Source organism: Paenibacillus silvestris, from assembly GCF_009882985.1.
GTDB lineage: Bacteria > Bacillota > Bacilli > Paenibacillales > NBRC-103111 > Paenibacillus_E > Paenibacillus_E silvestris.
In genome coordinates this window covers 316,270-333,595 of the sequence record NZ_WTUZ01000015.1, presented here as the reverse complement: position 1 = coordinate 333,595, position 17,326 = coordinate 316,270, and the positions used below count along the sequence as shown (strand labels likewise).

Sequence of the window (17,326 nt, the reverse complement as noted above, 5' to 3'; positions counted from 1 at the left end):
CTCTCTCACCTTCCGGTGTTAGAACGCTTTTTTTACCTACTAATAATCATATGTCATATTTCGCCGTCGACGAACGAAGGTTAGGAGGCATCTGTACATATAAAATAGAAGCACGAACATTTCAAGACCCCAAATAATATAGGTCGACGTCTCGCTCACTTCAATCTGCAAATAGTTAAAGTCCGCAAACTGCTTACGCACGAATTGGTCCGCCACCATCTGAGCCACATGATCCACGATTGGTACAAAATCCTTGCCATACCCCTGCTCCATCATATAATCCTGAACTTCAAGCTTGAGCATATCCACTTCACTCCACGAGAAGGCATGCACCCATTTCATAGAGCCATCCGAGGCTGGACTAAAGCTAACGATGAAATCGTTCTTGTTGCCGTTCTTCCATTTATCCTGGAGCGCATAGCCATAAGCTTGCGGCAAGTCCGTCCCCATATTTACAAAAATGAGATTAACCTGCTTCCACGATTTGGTCTCCCCCGGATGATCCGGGTCGGGCACTGCTTTGTTCAGCTCGGTATTCCATGCCGCTAACGCCGCCAAGGCTCTCTGCTTGTTCGGCACATTGCCCACAATTCTATCGACATGAAGCACCTCCGAGACGAAACTCGGATATTCCGGCAGCTCGGGATAATCATTCAGATCAACATCCTCATGTTTAAAAAGGCTGTAAGAACCTCTCACCTTATTCACATACAGATGAACGGAAGCCGAAGGTGTCCCAGGAGGAAAATATTGCGCCAACTCTGCTGCCGTATTGGGGGACCTGTCCGTAAACCTAGTCCTACCGTCCATAGACCTGCTTACCTCAAACCATCCGTTGTCCGAGGTCTTAAGTTTGTTCACCGCCTCGTGGTGCTCGTAGTGCCCCGGCTCTTTGGTACAGGTCTTGCGACCTCTACTGTCCGTAGAGCACTCTTCGCTGCCAGCGATCCACTCTTCCCACTCTTCTTTGTGATCCCAATCTGTAACAGCCCCAGACCAGACCTCTGTATCAACCGTCCGCAGAAAGAAATCACTCGCCACAACGCCTGCGAATAGGAAGGCAGCGAGTAGCGATGTCAGCACATATCGCCACCATTTGCGGCCCGTTACAAGCTCAATGGCAAAACCAACAATCAGAACAAGGAATAACGCTGCCCAGTACGCCATCTGCTACCTCAACTTCACTTCGTTATCTTTGCCTGTTTGGTAAGCGTCGCTCGTGCGGTCCGAAGTAATAATAAATTTCTCCGCGTCCATGGTTTGGAAATGGAAAATAGCGTTCATCAAGACATGCTTCCGAATATGCGTGTTATACTCACGAACTTGATCGGCAATCTTCTTTTGATTTCGATCAAACTCGGTGCGCGCCGAAGAAACTTCATTTTGCAGCTTCGTGTATAAATCTTTGCTCATATGCGGATTCTGCTCCTGCACCACTTTGAACAGCACCTGCGTATCCGTGTAACGGCCTGCAATGAGGTCGGTATATACCTTTTTGATATCATCAGCCTGCATGTCGGTTACTTGGGCCATTTCTTTGAATCTTTTCCACATGTTATCGTAGTTTGACTTATTCGCGACGTGCTGCGACTTGATCTGTTCGTCCAGCGCAATCGCTGTCCCTCGTTGCCCCCATACAACAGCTGCCGTAATAATCGCAATTAACACCAGTAAACCAATAAAACCAAGACAACCTATTACGAAAATCCCACTCTTGTTCCTCATCAACAAACCCCTCTGCCTATAATTTCCATACGATTCTCTTATTCTAGCATATCGGGGCGACAAAATAGGTCAAGATTTTACAAAATTTATAAGTTGGAGAGATAGAATTATGCACGTGCGTTAGGCAACTCCAAGAGCGAAGGTACGTTCTCAGAGAAAGCTGTAACTTGTAAGTGAAAGCTATATTCTCCTATTTTAAAATAAAGCCTATCATTTCCTTTGTTGTACGGGATGCTTTTACCCTCTAAACGGTTACTAATTCTATCTAACACTCGGGCATTTGGTGCCCCGAACGTGACGTCCATAGCAGGCTGCAAAGCGGTCATGGCAATAGGAAGCCATTTTCTAGTTTTCGAAACAACGACAACATGCGCTGTTCCCCCAATGGCAAAAGTGAAATTATCCAGAACGGTATCCAACTTAAAGTCAAATAGCTCCACCAGCAGCTCTCTGTATGCCATCACGTCATCAACTGGAAAACCAACTTCTCTTAGATACAGTATCTTTAGATAACCGCTTGGAGGAAGCACTCCTTCTTGCACGTAGGTATGTGCGAGTATCTCCAATAAATTGCCGTCGCCGTCCCGAAAATAAACATTTTTGCCTGTTTCGAACTCATCGACCCGCCTGCCGTCAGGCCAACGAAGCAGAGTTACCCCAGCTCCTTGAAGAAGATTCACTACGTCATCAAACGCTGTGAACGGAACTTCAAAGGCAAAATGAATAGGATTTAATGGCTGGTCAGCCTCTTTAAAAACCATCGTACAGTGTTCCGAGGGTTGAACGTGTATTTCATCCATGGATTCAAAACTGACCGGAAATTGCAGCTGATTGCAATAAAATTGTTTCACGCCTTGAATGGATACGGTGTTCAGTTCTAATTTAGCAAAATGTGTAATCATGGTCGGGACTCCTTCACTGAATGATAGATTTCAATGCATTCTATATGAAAACAACATATGCAAAGAAACCGCGCCAGTAGAGGGCAGTTTGATCCATTTTTATGGCGATAGATAATCGACTACCTGTTGCAACACCGACACGGATTTCGGCGGTTACGCGCATAACCATGTTGGCGAATAAGGCAAGAACTGGCAAGGCAACAATAAGACGGACGAGTATCCCTAACAGCCTAGGCTTGTTGACATCAATTGTGTTCTTATTTAAAATAAAATAGACAGATCTGTCTCATTCATATTCGTTTACTATTAACATATAGACCTACTATTTTCGGGCAGGTGAAGCGTAAATGGAAAAGAAAGAAACCGCGAAAGAGCGCATTTTACGAGTTGCCAATGAGTTGTTTTATCATGAAGGTGTGCGCGCGGTCGGCATCGATCGGATCATTCATGAATCCGGCGTGGCCAAGGCCAGCTTCTATCGAAGCTTCGCGACCAAGGATGATTTGGTAGCTGAGTACCTGGAGCAGCGTCGTCTGCAGTTCCTGGCGAATATCGAGCATGCACGAAAGGAACATCCGGAGTCCAGTTTTGAGCAACTCCTTTTTTTGATGGACTATTTAGCTGAACGTATGAAGCGTCCTGCGTATCGAGGTTGCTCCTTCATGAATACGATTGTGGAGTTTCCTGAAACCGAGCACCCCAACCATGTCAAAGCGCTTGCGAGCAGGAGCGACATCTGGGACGAGGTAACTTTATTGATCCAGGAGGCTGGGCTCCCTAATCCGCATGATCTCTCCGAGCAAATTCGCATGTTATGGAGCGGTGCCGCGATGGTAGCTTATATCAACAAGGCTGATTTCAAGCCTGAGTTGTTCTCGGTAGCGGCTAAGACGCTAATTAACAGCCATCGTGTCTCGGCGGATTGATGAAGAGAAATAACGTGCTGCATCGATTAGCAGGAAAAACTCCCGTTATTTCATGCAATTCCTACTTATAAAAATAAATAAATGGAATAAATCAGGCTGTCGAGAAAGTCTCGGCAGCCTGAGTATTTCCAGTTAATCATGGGCGGAATTTTCTCGATCAAAATTACTTAAATCAAAAAAGAGCGGATAGATACCATTAAATGGTCGCTAACCGCTCTTCCTTTTCAATATCCCTTAGCGCGGACTCTCCGCTCTTATTCTTCCCCAGTCGCCACGGGGTTGTCTTCCCAACTGATCCAATCGCTCCAGCTTCCGCTGTAGAGCTTCACGTTGTCAAAGCCCGCTTCGCTCAGGCCGAGCACATTCGGGCAAGCCGTCACACCGGAGCCGCAGTAGACGATGATTTCATCGGCATCGCGCAAGCTGGCAAAATGCTGCTCCTGCTTCGCCGCGGGCAACCAAGCGCCGTCAGCGCCGAGCACGCCTTTCCAGAAGTAGTTCCGCGCGCCGGGAATGTGACCGGCCACAGGGTCGATCGGCTCTTCCAAGCCGAGGTAGCGACGCTCCTCGCGCGAGTCTACGAGCACAACGCCCGGGCGACCCAGCTTGTCCTTGACCTCGTCCATGGAAGCCAGCATCGTGCGCTGCACCTTCGGTGAGAAGGTCCGCGGATACACAGCGGGCACTTCATCTGTGACGGGGAAGCCCGCCGCTTTCCAAACGGTATACCCTTGGTCGAGCACGTACACCTCAGAGTGCCCGAGGAATTTCAGCATCCACCATAGGCGCGAAGCCATGGCTCCGCCTTGATCGTCGTAAGCGACGACGGTTTTGGCTCCATCGATTCCGAGGCTGCCCACGAGAATGGAGAATGCACCGAGATCAGGGAGCGGGTGCCTGCCTCCGTGAGCCATAATGGCACCGGACAAGTCCTTCTCCAAATCGACGTATACAGCTCCCGTTATATGATCTTGCTCATAATGATTTCTGCCAGATTCAGGTTGTCCTAACGCAAAACGGCAATCCGCTATGACGATGTTGGCATCGCCCAGCTGCCCGAGCAGCCACGATTGACTAACGATATTTTCCACAGATTCTGCCACCTTCCCCTACCTGCAATGAATTCCAGTTACCTCCACTTATTTTATCGTAAAAGTGTTGCGCACGAAAGTTATGTTTGAGACTAGCACGGGATCATTCAACGGTATGAGAAAAAGACTGCCGAGGCGGTAGGCCTGACAGTCTTTTGTGTTTAATGCAACATAGGGCCTTCCTCATTCATCCTCAAACAAAGCGGCAACTTGCGCATTAGTAGTAGCATCCTTTGATTCCTCGTGCGGTTGAACCTTACGGATGAAGAAAGCAAGCACGAGAGCAACAACGCTCAGCCATGTAGCGATAACGAAGGAGTGATTGATCCCGTAGATTGTTGCTGCTTGCGTGACTTCCGCCATTTTGGCTTTGTCGCTCGGATCGATTCTGCCCGAGATGATGAGCTCTTTGGCATGGGAAGCTGCTTTGTTCGTCATGAATGTGACGAGAAGCGCCGTTCCAAGCGCACCGGATACGTTACGAAGCGTCTGCGACATGGCTGATCCATGCGCATTCAAGCTTCGCGGCAGTTGGTTCATACCAGCTGTTTGAATCGGCATCATCAGCATGGACATCCCAAACATCCGCAGGGTATATACCAGCATCAAATGATTGTAAGTCGATTCCGCGGTCAGTTGGCTGAACTCATACGTTGTGATGGTTGTGATGATTAAACCGATAACGGCCAACCAGCGAGCGCCTATTTTATCGAAAATCATGCCGGTAATCGGTGACATAATCCCCATCAAGATGGCTCCCGGCAGCAAAAGCAAACCGGATTCAAGCGGTGTGAAGCCCCGAATGTTTTGCAGGAAGATAGGCAGCAGAATCATACCCGAAAACATAGCCATCGTGATGATTGCGTTAATAAGCGTCGTTAGGGAAAACATTGGATATTTGAATACTCGGAATTCGAGTAACGGTGTCTTACCCATGATCGAACGCAGGATAAAGAGCAGCAAGGATATGCCCCCTACGACGAGACAAGCTACAACATCTACGCTTCCCCACCCGTCTGACCCAGCGGCACTAAATCCGTAGAGAATACCCCCAAAACCAAGCGTAGAGAAAATAACGCCCAGCACATCAAGGTTTGGATTTGATGTTTTAATAACGTCTCTCATAGAGAACGCTCCGAAAATGACGGCAAATAGTGCCAGCGGCAGAATGATATAAAACAGAACATGCCAATGGTAATGTTCCACAATCCAGCCAGACATCGTTGGTCCAATCGCTGGAGCAAAAATCATTGCAATCCCCATCATGCCCATTGCTTTGCCTCGCTCAGCGACAGGAAAAATGGTCAGAACAACAACAGACATAAGCGGCATAAGAATACCCGCACCAACTGCTTGGACAAGTCGACCACCCAGAAGCCAGCTGAAATCCCCAGATAATGCACAAATAATCGTCCCAAGAGCAAATAGTGACGAAGCTACTAAGAATAACTTGCGCGTTGTGAACCTGTTAATCAGATAGGCACTAATTGGAACGAGAACGCCATTCATGAGCATATACCCGTTGGACAGCCACTGAATCGTGCTTTCATTCACATTCAGATCAATCATCATTTTGGGCAGGGCTACATTTAAGACCGTTTGACTTAATAACGCCACGAATGCGGCAATAAGCAACGAGGCCATAATTGGCCCCTTGCGTAAATTTGCATTAATCATGCTAGTCATTGAGATCATCCTCACCTATGTTCTTTAAAATCATTAAAATCTTATTTTGAACCCGATAGAGCTGCTCTTGATCCTCTTCAGATAAACCAAGTAAAGGTCGAAGCATCTTCATGCGCGTTGCATTAGACTCCTCCCAAAGCGCGGCTCCTTTGTCCGATAACCTCAGCATCATCGCTCGGCGATCTGACTCGGTGCGCTCACGCGTGACTAGACCTGATTTGACCATCCGATCGACAATGCCGCTCGATGTACTGTTCCCAAGTTTTAATTTCTCAGAAAGCTCCATCAGTCTAATCCCCGGAAATTCTTCCAATATGCGAAGTACGATGAGCTGAAGCGGCGTAAGGCCATGACGCTGAGCTACTTTTGACAAAACTTGATAAAAAGCTTGATTGACTTCTCGGTAGGTATGGAAGATTTGTAAAACACGCTGTTGATCGTCCAAAGGTACCTCCTTAATTATTTCGTATACGAAATAATAGTATGATCCAATCTTGGTTATATGTCAATTTTTATATATGGGACCACCGAGGACTTCTTTAGTATTTGTGATTATCCAAACATTATGAAAACGATTTTAAAATTTAACCTCGTCAACCAGACGATGCAAAAAAACCTCCAATCCCTCGAGACGAGAGTTGGAGGTGGAGATGTAGGTGGAGCGGTCGAGATAGTCGAAAGGGAACTATATTCCCCTATATATGCAATTCAGCTGCATTCCACTATCCTAGCGGAACTACAGGGCCCTATTGAGCCCTGTAAACCAGCATTTCCGCCAATCCCGGCGAAATAACGGATCATAGTTCCCCTGATTCTATCCAGGGGGGCACAATCGCACGAATAGCGGACTGTAGTTCCCGCGCTTCGGCAACCTATGCTTGCCCGAACTGGGGCTACGCGAGAAGATTAATCCCCGATACCAATCGTGGGATTCACTGAATAAGTGAGCCAATCGCTGCGATCTCCGCCCACTTTATCGTAGAAAGCCTGCGCACGGAGGTTATCCTTAGCCGTGGTCCATGTTAAGTTCGCATAACCATGTCTAGCCGCGTACCCTTTGCTAGCAGCGAAAAGCTTCGCAGCCGCACCCTGACCGCGCTCTGCTTCAATTACATAGAGATCGTTCAGGACCGCTACCTTGGAAGCACGAAGCGTACTGAAGGTAAAATACAAGGTCGTAAACCCGACCAATTTCCCTTCTTCCGTTTCCGCGACGAATTGGATGCCGTCCTTTTGCTCCAACAGATGGTGAATCAATCCGTTCAGCTTCTCATCCTCTGGTTGGCGATATTGGTAAAAATCCACAATATAAGCGAGCATTAACGTTTTTAACTGGGAAATATCTTGTATAACAGCCTCACGTACGGTAACTTGGGTCATTGAAATGACCTCCTCATCCAAATTAAATCGTTAACTTTAGTGTACCCATAATCTGTCTTTTACTGCTCTTCCATCTCCTTGCGATACAGCAGATAAATCATCCAGGCTAACACTAGGCAAAACCCTGCAGCCCAATAGAAAATGGACGCTACATGCGTAGATACGCCATAATAAGCAGAGGAGAATAATATAAAAGCAGTCAAAAGAGCGGGAATAAACACGTGATTCCGGGGACGCCACGCTTGATAAGCCGTCTTGGCATCATTTCGTTCCAACCGCATGGTAAAACCTAAGCGATTCTTATTCAAAAGCAGTGCCGTAAGGCACGCCAGCAGTGCGGCATAGATTTTCAGAGGACGATACCAGGAATCCAGCCTGTCGAAATAATCATCAACGGGAATATCTGTTACTGACGATACGACGAATAAAACAATGGCTAAATAAATCGTATAGCCCACCGCCCCAAGCAAGACGATCATAAGCGAATGCAGCTTGCGCAACCTTAATAGATAGTGAACACAGATGGCTTCAAGCACAATAGCAAGCATGGGACTCCAAGATTTCGTGTCCATAATGAACGTAAATAGTTCAACCAAATAGGAGATAACAAAGGTGAAGATGAGCACAAGTGGCCATTTCTTATTCACAGAAATTCGAAATGTATGTAATCCCAACATGAGCATAGAAAACAGAATACATGTAGTAATTGGAATATGTAAAAGCCAACCCATGCGATCCTCCAACCAATAAATGAAAAGGTGATAATAAAAGTGGTAAAAGCAAGCTTACCCTGGCGAGTTGTACCGCTAACTAACGCGCACTGCGAGGAGTTATGTACGTGGAAATATCCGTCTCCCTACGAGCTTTATAATTGGCCCTCTTGGGAAATCATGCTCCAAGAGCAGATCGAATTCGCTGACGCGCACATTCGGGGTGAACAGTACAGAGCCGTCGTCGATGCGAGTGGCGTATTATCCGGCTTCGTTCAGTTCTTCCCGATTGTCGGCGTCACGCGCTTAGGTCTCGGACTCCGTCCGGATCTTATAGGAAAAGGCAGCGGAATTGGCCTCCAATTCGTGCAGCTTCTCACCCGTGAAGCGCAGAAGATCGCCCCCGGGCACGAGATCGACCTTGAGGTGCTTGTCTGGAATGAGCGAGCAATCCGCACTTATGAGCGTGCTGGTTTCACGATCACGGACACGTATGAAAAACAGACGCCAATGGGCATGTCGAATTTTCATTGCATGGTGTACGACGCAGCCTCTCCAAATTAAGTGCTGCTGGATTCTGCAGACACCTCTTCAAATGCTTGATCAAACCTGGCAGCTGACTGAAAATCCAGCTCTGTCAAACCGCCAGCATGCCAAGACGTCAGCCGCAGGGTGACCATTTTGTAATCGATGGCAATCATTGGGTGGTGATTATCAGCTTCAGCGATACGGGCGACATGATTCACAAAGGAAATGCCCTGCAGGAATTCCGCAAAACGGTATTTCCGCACGATCCATTTATGATCCTCTGTCGTCCAGCCAGCGAGCGCCCCAAGCTTCCGTTCAATGTCACTATTCCCAAGCTTCACGCACTTCCGCCCCTTCCAGACCTATCCTTACTCAAAATCATAAGCGACCGCCTCGGCTTCGCTCTCTCCCGCATACGTACGAAGCAAATCAAGGAATGGCTTCCCGTAGTTGCGGTATTTGACCTCACCGACACCCTTGATTCGCAGCATGGCAGACTCCGAGGTCGGGCAGCTTTCACTCATCTCACGCAGCGTGCTGTCGGAGAATATAATGTACGGCGGTACTTTCTCGCGTGCAGCAATTTCCCGGCGAAGCAGGCGCAGCTGCTCGAACAAGGTATTGTCGATAGCAGCGGCTTTGACCTGCTGTTTGCGCACTTTTTGGTACACAGGCAGCTTCCCTTGAAGCACTTCCGCTGCAGGCTGCATTAATCTGACCACTGGATACTGGCCCTCAGACAGCTGCAAAAACCCTTCCGAGATCAATACATTGATCAGATCGGATATTTCTTTTTCCGGCAAATCTCGCATAATGCCATGGGTCGGTAGTCGATCGAACCGATATTCGACAATTTTCTTCGCTTTCGACCCCTTGAGTACGGAGGCAACCATTGAAATACCGAAACGTTCGTTCATGCGACGGATGCAGGAGAAGATTTTCTGCGCTTCAACCGTAATATCGACGGAGTCGCGATCATCCTTGCAGGAGCTGCAATTGCCGCAGGTATCTTTAATATTAGTCTCATCAAAATAGTGCAGAATGACATTCCGCAGACACCTTGGTGAATAGCAGAAATCGATCATAGTCTGCAGCTTTTTGTATTCGTTTGCTTTGCGTTCTGGCGAAATCTGGTTCTGCTCAATGAGGAACTTCTGCGTCATAATATCCTGCGCGCTGAACAGCAGAATGCATTCGCTCGGCTCCCCGTCACGCCCTGCGCGACCAGCTTCTTGATAATAAGCTTCCATGTTCTTTGGCATATTGTAGTGAATGACATAGCGCACGTTCGACTTATCGATGCCCATCCCGAAGGCATTCGTGGCGATCATCACCCGAACATCATCATAGAGGAACGCTTCCTGCATGTAGGAGCGCTCATCGTCCGTTAGACCGGCGTGGTACTTGCCTGCGGCGTAGCCTTTTTTCCGCAAAGACTCGTACAACTCCTCCACGTCCTTACGCGTAGCGGCATAGATAATGCCTGGTTGGTGCGTATGCTCTTTCACATAATTGTGAATGTAGTCCCGCTTGTTCTCTCCGCGAAGAATGGTCAGCTCCAAATTATCCCGCGAGAAACCGTTCACAAAGATGCCCGCATCCGATAGGTCCAGCAGTCTTGCGATATCTGCCGTCACCTCGGCTGTCGCTGTAGCGGTAAAGGCCGCTACGATCGGGCGATTCGGAAGCTCGCGAATAAACGGAGCAATAGAAACATAGCTTGGCCGGAAATCATGGCCCCACTGGGACACACAGTGAGCCTCATCAATTGCTACAAAGGGAAGATTCAGCGCCGACATGCGCGCGCGGAACCGCTCTGACTCCAGCCGCTCGGGCGCGATATAGAGCAGCTTATACTTGCCCTGCATCGCGCCTTGCATCCGCTGTTCCACTTCTCTAGCTTCCAGCGTACTGTTAATGAATGTCGCTGGAACCCCGAGCACACCTAGGGCATCCACTTGGTCCTTCATCAAGGAAATCAGCGGTGAAATGACGAGGGTTACCCCCTCCATCAGCATCGCAGGAACTTGATAGCAGATCGATTTACCGCCGCCCGTCGGCATAATGCCAAGCGTATCCTTTCCTTCAAGCAGATTGGTGATAATATTCTTCTGCCCCTCGCGGAATTCCGGGTATCCATATACTTGTTGTAAAACCTTCCTTGCCCCATCCAGCAGCATAACTTTTAAACACCTTTCTTTCGCTCACTCAAAAATCAGACCAAATAAATGACGGAAACCAACTTCTCCCCGTCGTGAACCTTCAACACGTGATTACCCGGATCATGGCGAACCGAGCCTGCACCGATTTGCATCACAGGACTGTTGCCTAATCCATAAAAAATATCGTCAGCCAGCGTACGCAGGCACTCTTCCTGTTCATCCTGCTCAAGTTCCTGCCAATCGTCCGCGCTCATATCCAGCAGCTCGTAGAAACCATCAACCATCTCAATGCCGCGTACGAAATCAGTGACAATATCCTTATATTCTCTTCCGAATTTTATGCCCATTGTAAAGTCTCCCTTCGGTAGCTAACCTTCTAGCTTCACTTTATCATATTATGGGTTCGAATGCAGGGTTAACCGTTTTTACCCCGGATAAAAAAATACCCTTTGGCATAAACTGTGGAAATGGGCAATTTCGGAAAAAATCTGTTACTATGGAAGAAGGAATGTACCGCTCGGAGGGTAGGAAAGCACACATGCTGAAACTGCAGATTCCCAAAAATCGAATGAACTACCTAATTAAGCAAATCCCGCTGCATTTCGATGCTGCCGTACTGGAGCAGGGCTGGGAGTATTATCATAAAGGCCGCGTGGCGGATGTCGATCTGAAGGGCACAAGCATTCAGTCGACGGTTGCAGGCAAGAGACTGCACAGCACGACGGTGAATTTAGAACATTTTCAGGACAGCTCATGCAGCTGCTCCTTCGATGGTTTTTGCCAGCATATCGGTGCTACGTTCTTCAGCTTATATGCCCCGTATGGTCGGCCTGAACTGCTGTTGCAGCAGTTAAAGCAACAAATATTCGCTCGCAAGAAACCGCTGCGGGGCTCGTCCCCGGCACAGGAACGCAAAGATGCCGCCAAGGCTAATAAACCCGAAGAAGCGGCATCACCTGCCGATTGGCATCGCTTTTTCGAAGGCAGATTTCACGGGTTCTCGATCTCGCATCAGCACTCCATTGAAACGTTTTATGACTCTGCGTTAGAGTCTCTGCCAGGTTTTGCAGCCGATTGGAAAAGCTCGATGCGCGAAATCTATATGCTTCATATTGTGCTGTTCATGATGCGTAAGATCGAACAATTTTATCAAGAGACCAAAAGCTCTTACTTGTCTTATTACCACGAAAACGGGTGCAAAATCGCCGCAAAAAACTGCGAGGATAAGCTCGTCGAGCTTGCCCAAGGGATGGATCTGAACGCTTCCTTCACGGCTGAACCCAAACACATGCTGGCTACACTCAAAATGCTCGGTGAATTCGCGCTGCAAGGAAAAGACAGCCCGATTGACTGGCTATTCGTGTATCGCTTCATCTGGTGGAAGCTGTCTGGCCAGAAATCCGCGCAGAAAGAGGAGATCCAACGCCTCGATGCCCTTCTGTCCAAAAAGGATCAGCTTGCTAAGAAAAAGGATGCCGTGATCGCGGCCAGAGCTCATTTTCACATCATTCAGGGAGATACAGACAGTGCCTTCAAACTGCTCGAACTCTTGGCTCATCCCCAAGCGAAGGATTACTTCCTGTACCTGAATTATTATTACAATGATAAGCAATGGCAGGATATGCTGGTCTGGCTTCGCTGGTTGTTCAAGTCGATTGCACAGGCCAATCACGATGATTTCCGAACCTTTTGCCAATATTGGCTCGACACGACGAAGCATTTGGACTCCGACAGTGAATGGGTACAGGTCATGGAGTCCCTGCTGCCTCGCTCCTATTACTATTACACAGCCTATTTGCTGCAGACCAAAAGGTATCGGCAATGGGTGGATTTACAGCTAGCAAACCGTATCTCGCCACTGAATCTATACACGCTGGAGCTGAAAGCGATTGAAGAGCATGATCCCGCTTTGCTCCTTCCTCTGTATCATCAAGCGGCGGAACGTGCGGTTTTGGAGAAAAATAGAGCTTCCTACAAAACAGCTGTCCGGCTTCTGAAGAAGCTGCACAGCATATACAAACAACTAGGCCAGAACGATCGCTGGGAGCACTATGTGTATCGTTTAGCGGATAAATTCTCACGCTTGCGTGCCTTCCAAGAAGAGCTTAAGAAAGGAAAATGGATTCGATGATCGAAACCAGCGCGCTGACGGTTCATGTAAGCTCCCTCCCCAGCGGCTCCTTGTTTCTATGGGGATCCCGCGAGAACGGCGGCATTTGGGACGCCCTTGATTTGAAAAATATGCTCTTTGCTTGGCACCGAGCTTCCTTCTATGGCACTTTCATGGAACCAAGTGAATGGCAAAATCGCGAAGGCATTGAGCTGCAACCGCTGGAGGCGCTCGATTATTTCAGCGATCCGCAGCCTGTGCAGCATCTACAGCTTAGCTGGCATCAGGACTCCGCGGATTTCATCAGCTTAGCGCCTGCGGTTCGCGAGGCATTGGCTACCGGAAGCTTCATGCCGGATTATGAGAAATGGAAGGCCGGCGAGATTGGCTGGAAGCTGCAGCTGCCGGAGGATCTGCAATCTCTGGAATCGCCTGCTGTTTCCCGCTGGATTCACGCGCTGATCCCCGAATGGGTGGACGCAGACGGCATCATGAAAGACAATCTGCGCAAGCTGGAGGCGGCGTATCCGCTCATGCGGCGGGGTGAACTTGGTGCTGATCTCTGGCTCGACGAGGAAGACTGGCTCGTCGCAATCGGCTGGCGCCAAGACCGCTCGCCGATGCGCACGTGCCTGCAGCTCGCAGAGCCAGACCTGGCGCACGGTGCGGGCTGGCAGCTGCGCGTGCTGCTGCAGGACCGGCTTGCGCCGGACGTGCTGCGCACGGTGACGCCCACCGGCGAGCCGGTGGCGGGTGAGCTGCCACTGCCGGAGGCGTGGCAGCCGGAGCTCAGCCGCATCGAACGTGATGCGGCCAAATGGCTGCGCATCCTGCCTTGGCTGGATGCGGGCGATAACACCCTCCGTCAGACGTTGACGGAGGAAGAGGCTTGGCGCTTCCTCGCAGAGGGAAGCGTGCGGCTTGTGGAGGCCGGGACCAGTGTGTTCCTGCCGGCCTGGTGGGAGCGCATCCGCAAGATGAAGCCGAAGCTGCGCGCGAAGATCAAGTCTTCCGTCGGCTCAGGACGGGAGACCATGTTCGGGCTAACCCAGCTGATGCAGTTCGACTGGAAGCTGGCTGTTGGTGATTTGGAGCTGACGGAGGAAGAATTCCGTCTGCTGCTGGAAGAGAAGCGCAAGCTCATCCAGATTCGCGGCAATTGGATTCAGCTCGATCCGAAGTTCATGGCGCAGGTTGAGCAAATCATGAAGCAGGTCCAGAAGAAGCAGGGCCTCTCCTTCCGCGACGTGTTAGAGCTGCATTTCGCAGGAGATGCAGCCGGACTGCTGCCGGAAGAAGATGATCCCGATGCGATGCGTTACATCGAGATGGAAGTCGAGCTGAATGAGCAGCTGCGCCACATGGTTGACCAGCTGACGCAAACGGCTGCGATCCCCACTGTGGAACCGCCGCCGAGCTTCCAAGGTTCGCTGCGCCACTATCAGGTGGACGGCATCTCTTGGCTGCTCTTCTTGCGTCGTTTCGGCCTTGGCGGCTGTTTAGCCGATGATATGGGTCTCGGTAAAACGATTCAGTGGATCACCTACCTGCTCACTGTCAAGGAAACCGAGCAGCCTGCTGCGCCTTCTCTCTTGATTTGTCCAACTTCTGTCCTCGGCAACTGGCAGATGGAGCTGAAGCGCTTCGCCCCTTCGCTCAAGGTACATCTGCACTACGGGCCTCAGCGGTTCAAAGGAGCTGCCTTTACGGAAGCCGTCGGCAAGGTTGATTTAGTATTAACCTCTTATACACTGTCTCATCTGGATGAGGCGGAGCTGGGCGAAATCGCCTGGAACTCCATCTGTCTAGACGAAGCGCAAAATATAAAAAATGCTTATACCAAGCAAGCCTCGGCGATTCGCCGTTTGAACGGCTTCCATCGGATTGCCTTAACGGGTACCCCGATTGAGAATCGGCTTACGGAGCTGTGGTCGATCTTCGACTTCGCGAATCCCGGCTACCTGGGCACGGTGCGTGAGTTTACGCATCGGTATGTGAATGCGATTGAGAAGACGCGCGATCCTGAGATTATCAACAAGGTCCAAAAGTTGATCCGTCCCTTCCTGCTGCGCCGCGAGAAGAAAGATCCCGCGATCCAGCTGGATCTGCCGGAAAAGAACGAGTCCAAAACGTTCATCTCACTCACCGCCGAGCAAGGCTCGTTGTACGAAAACTACATCCAAGACATGTTCGACCGGCTGGATACGCTCTCCGCGATGGAGCGGCGCGGGCTCATCCTCGCTGCCCTGACGAAGCTCAAGCAGGTGTGCAACCACCCTGCCTTGCTGCTGAAGGAAGGGTTGTCCGCTCCATGGAGCGGACGCTCGAACAAGCTGGAGCGCCTGCTTGAGATGGTGCAGGAGCTGCGCCAAGAAGGCGACAAATGCTTGATCTTCACGCAGTTTGTCGAGACTGGCAACCTGCTGCAGCACGTGCTGCAGCAGGAGCTGGGTGAGACCGTGTTGTTCCTGCACGGAGGAACAAGCAAAACGGGGCGCGATGAGATGATCGCGCACTTCCAAGACGCAGATGACCGGCCGGCAAACGAGAAGCGAAATGTGTTTATTCTTTCGCTGAAGGCCGGCGGCATCGGGCTGAACCTGACGGCGGCGAATCATGTGTTCCACTATGATCGCTGGTGGAATCCCGCCGTCGAGAACCAAGCGACGGACCGCGCCTTCCGCATTGGGCAGACGCGCCATGTGCAGGTGCACAAGTTCGTCACGCTCGGCACGCTCGAAGAGCGCATCGACGAGATGATCGAGCGCAAGCTCGGCCTCAGTCAGCAGATCGTCGGCTCCGGCGAGAACTGGATCACCGAGCTGTCGACTGACGAGCTCCGCGATTTGTTCTCGCTGCGACGCGAGTGGGTCGAGGCTTAGGCGGACGCGGCTGAGCTGGGTGCAGCCAGGCAGTCATAACCTTGTAGACCCAACGTGGCGCTAGTTTGAGCCGGAGGGAACTACAGGGCGCTATTTAGGCCAAAAATGGCGTTTTCACAGTTTAGGGGAACTACGGGGCCCTATTTCAGCAGAATTGGCCCTTTTCTAAGCGAAAATGACGAAATAGAGGAACATAGTTCCCCGATTTTTGCTCAGATGGCTATTGTCTGTTTAGCCCCCTAATTGAATTGGAGAGTACCTAGGGAAATAAGGTACTATTAAATAAAGGGGGCTGAACGGAATGAGACAACGAAACAACGCATTCAAAGATGTTCGTAACAAAGTGGCGCAAGAAGCTTTAGCTGGGATTAAAGTTGGTGTTCTAGCAAGGAAGTATGACGTCTCACCGAAGACCATTCGCAACTGGGTAAAAGAGTTTCAAGATGAATTTGGTGCAGACGCCATACCTACGATCGACGAACGCATCAACGACTCTAAACGATTGGCTGAGCTCGAAGAAAAATACAATCGAGCTTTAAAGGCGTTGGGGGAAAAGGAACTTGAGAATGAAGTTCTGCGTGAGCTCGTAAAAAAGAAGAACCCTGCCTCAGTGATCGACTCCACGTTGCACAAACGTTCATTGGGCAGGGAAACGCGGTAGTTAAAATACTAGAACTTACTGGAGTGGCTTCTTCGACGTACTACGACAGGAGGAAGTCCGCGCAACGAACCACGACGAAGAAAACAATCGTAGTACTTCGTGGTAGACCCGTGACAAAACACTCTTTTACGCGCTCAGGTGAAGCCGTCAGTGATGAGCAGATCGAAGAATGGCTGATGGAACTCGTTTCCGGTGAAGAGCATGGCTATGGCTATTTGATGTTGAATGAATGCTTGCGTATCCAGCGCAATCTGGTCATCAACAAGAAGAAAACGTACCGCCTATGCGAGAAGCTTGGCATCCTTCATCCACAGCGGCGAAAGAAGATTCATTATCCACGGAAACTCGCTCGTAACCACACGATTACACGTTCAAACCAACTTTGGCAGCTCGACATTAAGTACGGCTATGTGGCAGGTTATGACCAGTTCTTTTACATGGCGGGCATCATTGATGTGTTTGACCGCAGCATCGTAGGTTACCATTTGGGCTCTAGCTGCGATGCAAAGCAGGTCTGCCAAGTTGTAAGAACTGCACTACGTTTACGTTTAACAGATGTTGAG

At 49.8% G+C, this 17,326-nt stretch carries 17 protein-coding genes; 6 read left to right on the top strand and 11 right to left on the bottom strand.

From position 1 onward, the window contains the following. Positions 1–39 precede the first annotated feature (39 nt). The 3 genes from GQF01_RS12720 to GQF01_RS12710 form a co-directional block, all read right to left on the bottom strand. Complete coding sequence (locus tag GQF01_RS12720; RefSeq protein ID WP_161407116.1) at positions 40–1,167, bottom strand: hypothetical protein; 1,128 nt, start codon at positions 1,165–1,167, stop codon at positions 40–42. A gap of 3 nt (positions 1,168–1,170) precedes the next feature. Further along, positions 1,171–1,725 (bottom strand): hypothetical protein, encoded by a 555-nt coding sequence (locus GQF01_RS12715; protein WP_161407115.1) that lies wholly within the window; start codon positions 1,723–1,725, stop codon positions 1,171–1,173. Between the two features lie 107 nt (positions 1,726–1,832). Then, positions 1,833–2,627: a VOC family protein gene (locus GQF01_RS12710; RefSeq protein ID WP_161407114.1), complete on the bottom strand. Its 795-nt coding sequence runs from the start codon at positions 2,625–2,627 to the stop codon at positions 1,833–1,835. A 347-nt stretch (positions 2,628–2,974) separates the two neighbouring features. On the opposite strand from GQF01_RS12710, the gene GQF01_RS12705 reads away from it, so the two are divergent. After that, complete coding sequence (locus GQF01_RS12705) at positions 2,975–3,553, top strand: TetR/AcrR family transcriptional regulator (RefSeq protein WP_161407113.1); 579 nt, start codon at positions 2,975–2,977, stop codon at positions 3,551–3,553. Positions 3,554–3,807: 254 nt separating this feature from the next. Here GQF01_RS12705 and GQF01_RS12700 read toward each other — a convergent pair whose 3' ends face one another. From GQF01_RS12700 to GQF01_RS12680, 5 genes are all read right to left on the bottom strand, one after another. Next, positions 3,808–4,644, bottom strand: a complete 837-nt coding sequence (locus GQF01_RS12700) for a sulfurtransferase (RefSeq protein ID WP_161407112.1) — start codon at positions 4,642–4,644, stop codon at positions 3,808–3,810. Positions 4,645–4,827: 183 nt separating this feature from the next. Next, positions 4,828–6,339 (bottom strand): DHA2 family efflux MFS transporter permease subunit, encoded by a 1,512-nt coding sequence (locus tag GQF01_RS12695; protein ID WP_407945402.1) that lies wholly within the window; start codon positions 6,337–6,339, stop codon positions 4,828–4,830. Continuing rightward, positions 6,323–6,775, bottom strand: coding sequence for a MarR family winged helix-turn-helix transcriptional regulator (locus tag GQF01_RS12690; protein ID WP_161407110.1), 453 nt, complete (start codon positions 6,773–6,775; stop codon positions 6,323–6,325). The genes GQF01_RS12695 and GQF01_RS12690 overlap by 17 nt, the downstream gene beginning before the upstream one ends. Before the next feature lie 461 nt (positions 6,776–7,236). Then, a complete protein-coding gene (locus GQF01_RS12685) occupies positions 7,237–7,710 on the bottom strand; it encodes a GNAT family N-acetyltransferase (protein ID WP_161407109.1) in 474 nt (157 codons plus the stop codon). A 59-nt stretch (positions 7,711–7,769) separates the two neighbouring features. After that, on the bottom strand, positions 7,770–8,357 hold the full coding sequence (locus GQF01_RS12680) for a hypothetical protein (RefSeq protein WP_161407108.1): 588 nt from the start codon (positions 8,355–8,357) through the stop codon (positions 7,770–7,772). A gap of 123 nt (positions 8,358–8,480) precedes the next feature. Here GQF01_RS12680 and GQF01_RS12675 point away from each other — a divergent pair, with 123 nt between their 5' ends. Beyond that, positions 8,481–8,984 (top strand): GNAT family N-acetyltransferase, encoded by a 504-nt coding sequence (locus GQF01_RS12675; RefSeq protein WP_328803447.1) that lies wholly within the window; start codon positions 8,481–8,483, stop codon positions 8,982–8,984. On the opposite strand, the gene GQF01_RS12670 is transcribed toward GQF01_RS12675, so the two are convergent. The 3 genes from GQF01_RS12670 to GQF01_RS12660 are packed head-to-tail and all read right to left on the bottom strand — an operon-like array spanning position 8,981 to position 11,457. Then, positions 8,981–9,289 (bottom strand): 4a-hydroxytetrahydrobiopterin dehydratase, encoded by a 309-nt coding sequence (locus tag GQF01_RS12670; protein WP_161407107.1) that lies wholly within the window; start codon positions 9,287–9,289, stop codon positions 8,981–8,983. The genes GQF01_RS12675 and GQF01_RS12670 overlap by 4 nt on opposite strands. A gap of 27 nt (positions 9,290–9,316) precedes the next feature. Continuing rightward, positions 9,317–11,128 carry a DNA helicase RecQ gene (recQ, locus tag GQF01_RS12665; protein WP_202556288.1) on the bottom strand — a complete coding sequence of 604 codons (1,812 nt, stop codon included), beginning with the start codon at positions 11,126–11,128 and terminating at the stop codon, positions 9,317–9,319. A gap of 35 nt (positions 11,129–11,163) precedes the next feature. After that, complete coding sequence (locus GQF01_RS12660; protein WP_161407106.1) at positions 11,164–11,457, bottom strand: hypothetical protein; 294 nt, start codon at positions 11,455–11,457, stop codon at positions 11,164–11,166. Between the two features lie 191 nt (positions 11,458–11,648). Here GQF01_RS12660 and GQF01_RS12655 point away from each other — a divergent pair, with 191 nt between their 5' ends. The 4 genes from GQF01_RS12655 to GQF01_RS36295 all read left to right on the top strand — a co-directional run. Then, on the top strand, positions 11,649–13,241 hold the full coding sequence (locus GQF01_RS12655) for an SWIM zinc finger family protein (protein ID WP_161407105.1): 1,593 nt from the start codon (positions 11,649–11,651) through the stop codon (positions 13,239–13,241). Then, a complete protein-coding gene (locus tag GQF01_RS12650) occupies positions 13,229–16,102 on the top strand; it encodes a DEAD/DEAH box helicase (RefSeq protein ID WP_202556286.1) in 2,874 nt (957 codons plus the stop codon). Before GQF01_RS12655 ends, GQF01_RS12650 begins: the two co-directional genes overlap by 13 nt. 301 nt (positions 16,103–16,403) lie before the next feature. Continuing rightward, the gene (locus GQF01_RS12645; RefSeq protein WP_161407103.1) at positions 16,404–16,763 is read left to right on the top strand and encodes a transposase; all 360 of its coding nucleotides are present in this window, start codon (positions 16,404–16,406) and stop codon (positions 16,761–16,763) included. A gap of 23 nt (positions 16,764–16,786) precedes the next feature. After that, positions 16,787–17,326 (top strand): DDE-type integrase/transposase/recombinase (locus GQF01_RS36295; RefSeq protein WP_161407102.1); only part of this gene is annotated, 540 nt, incomplete at its 3' end.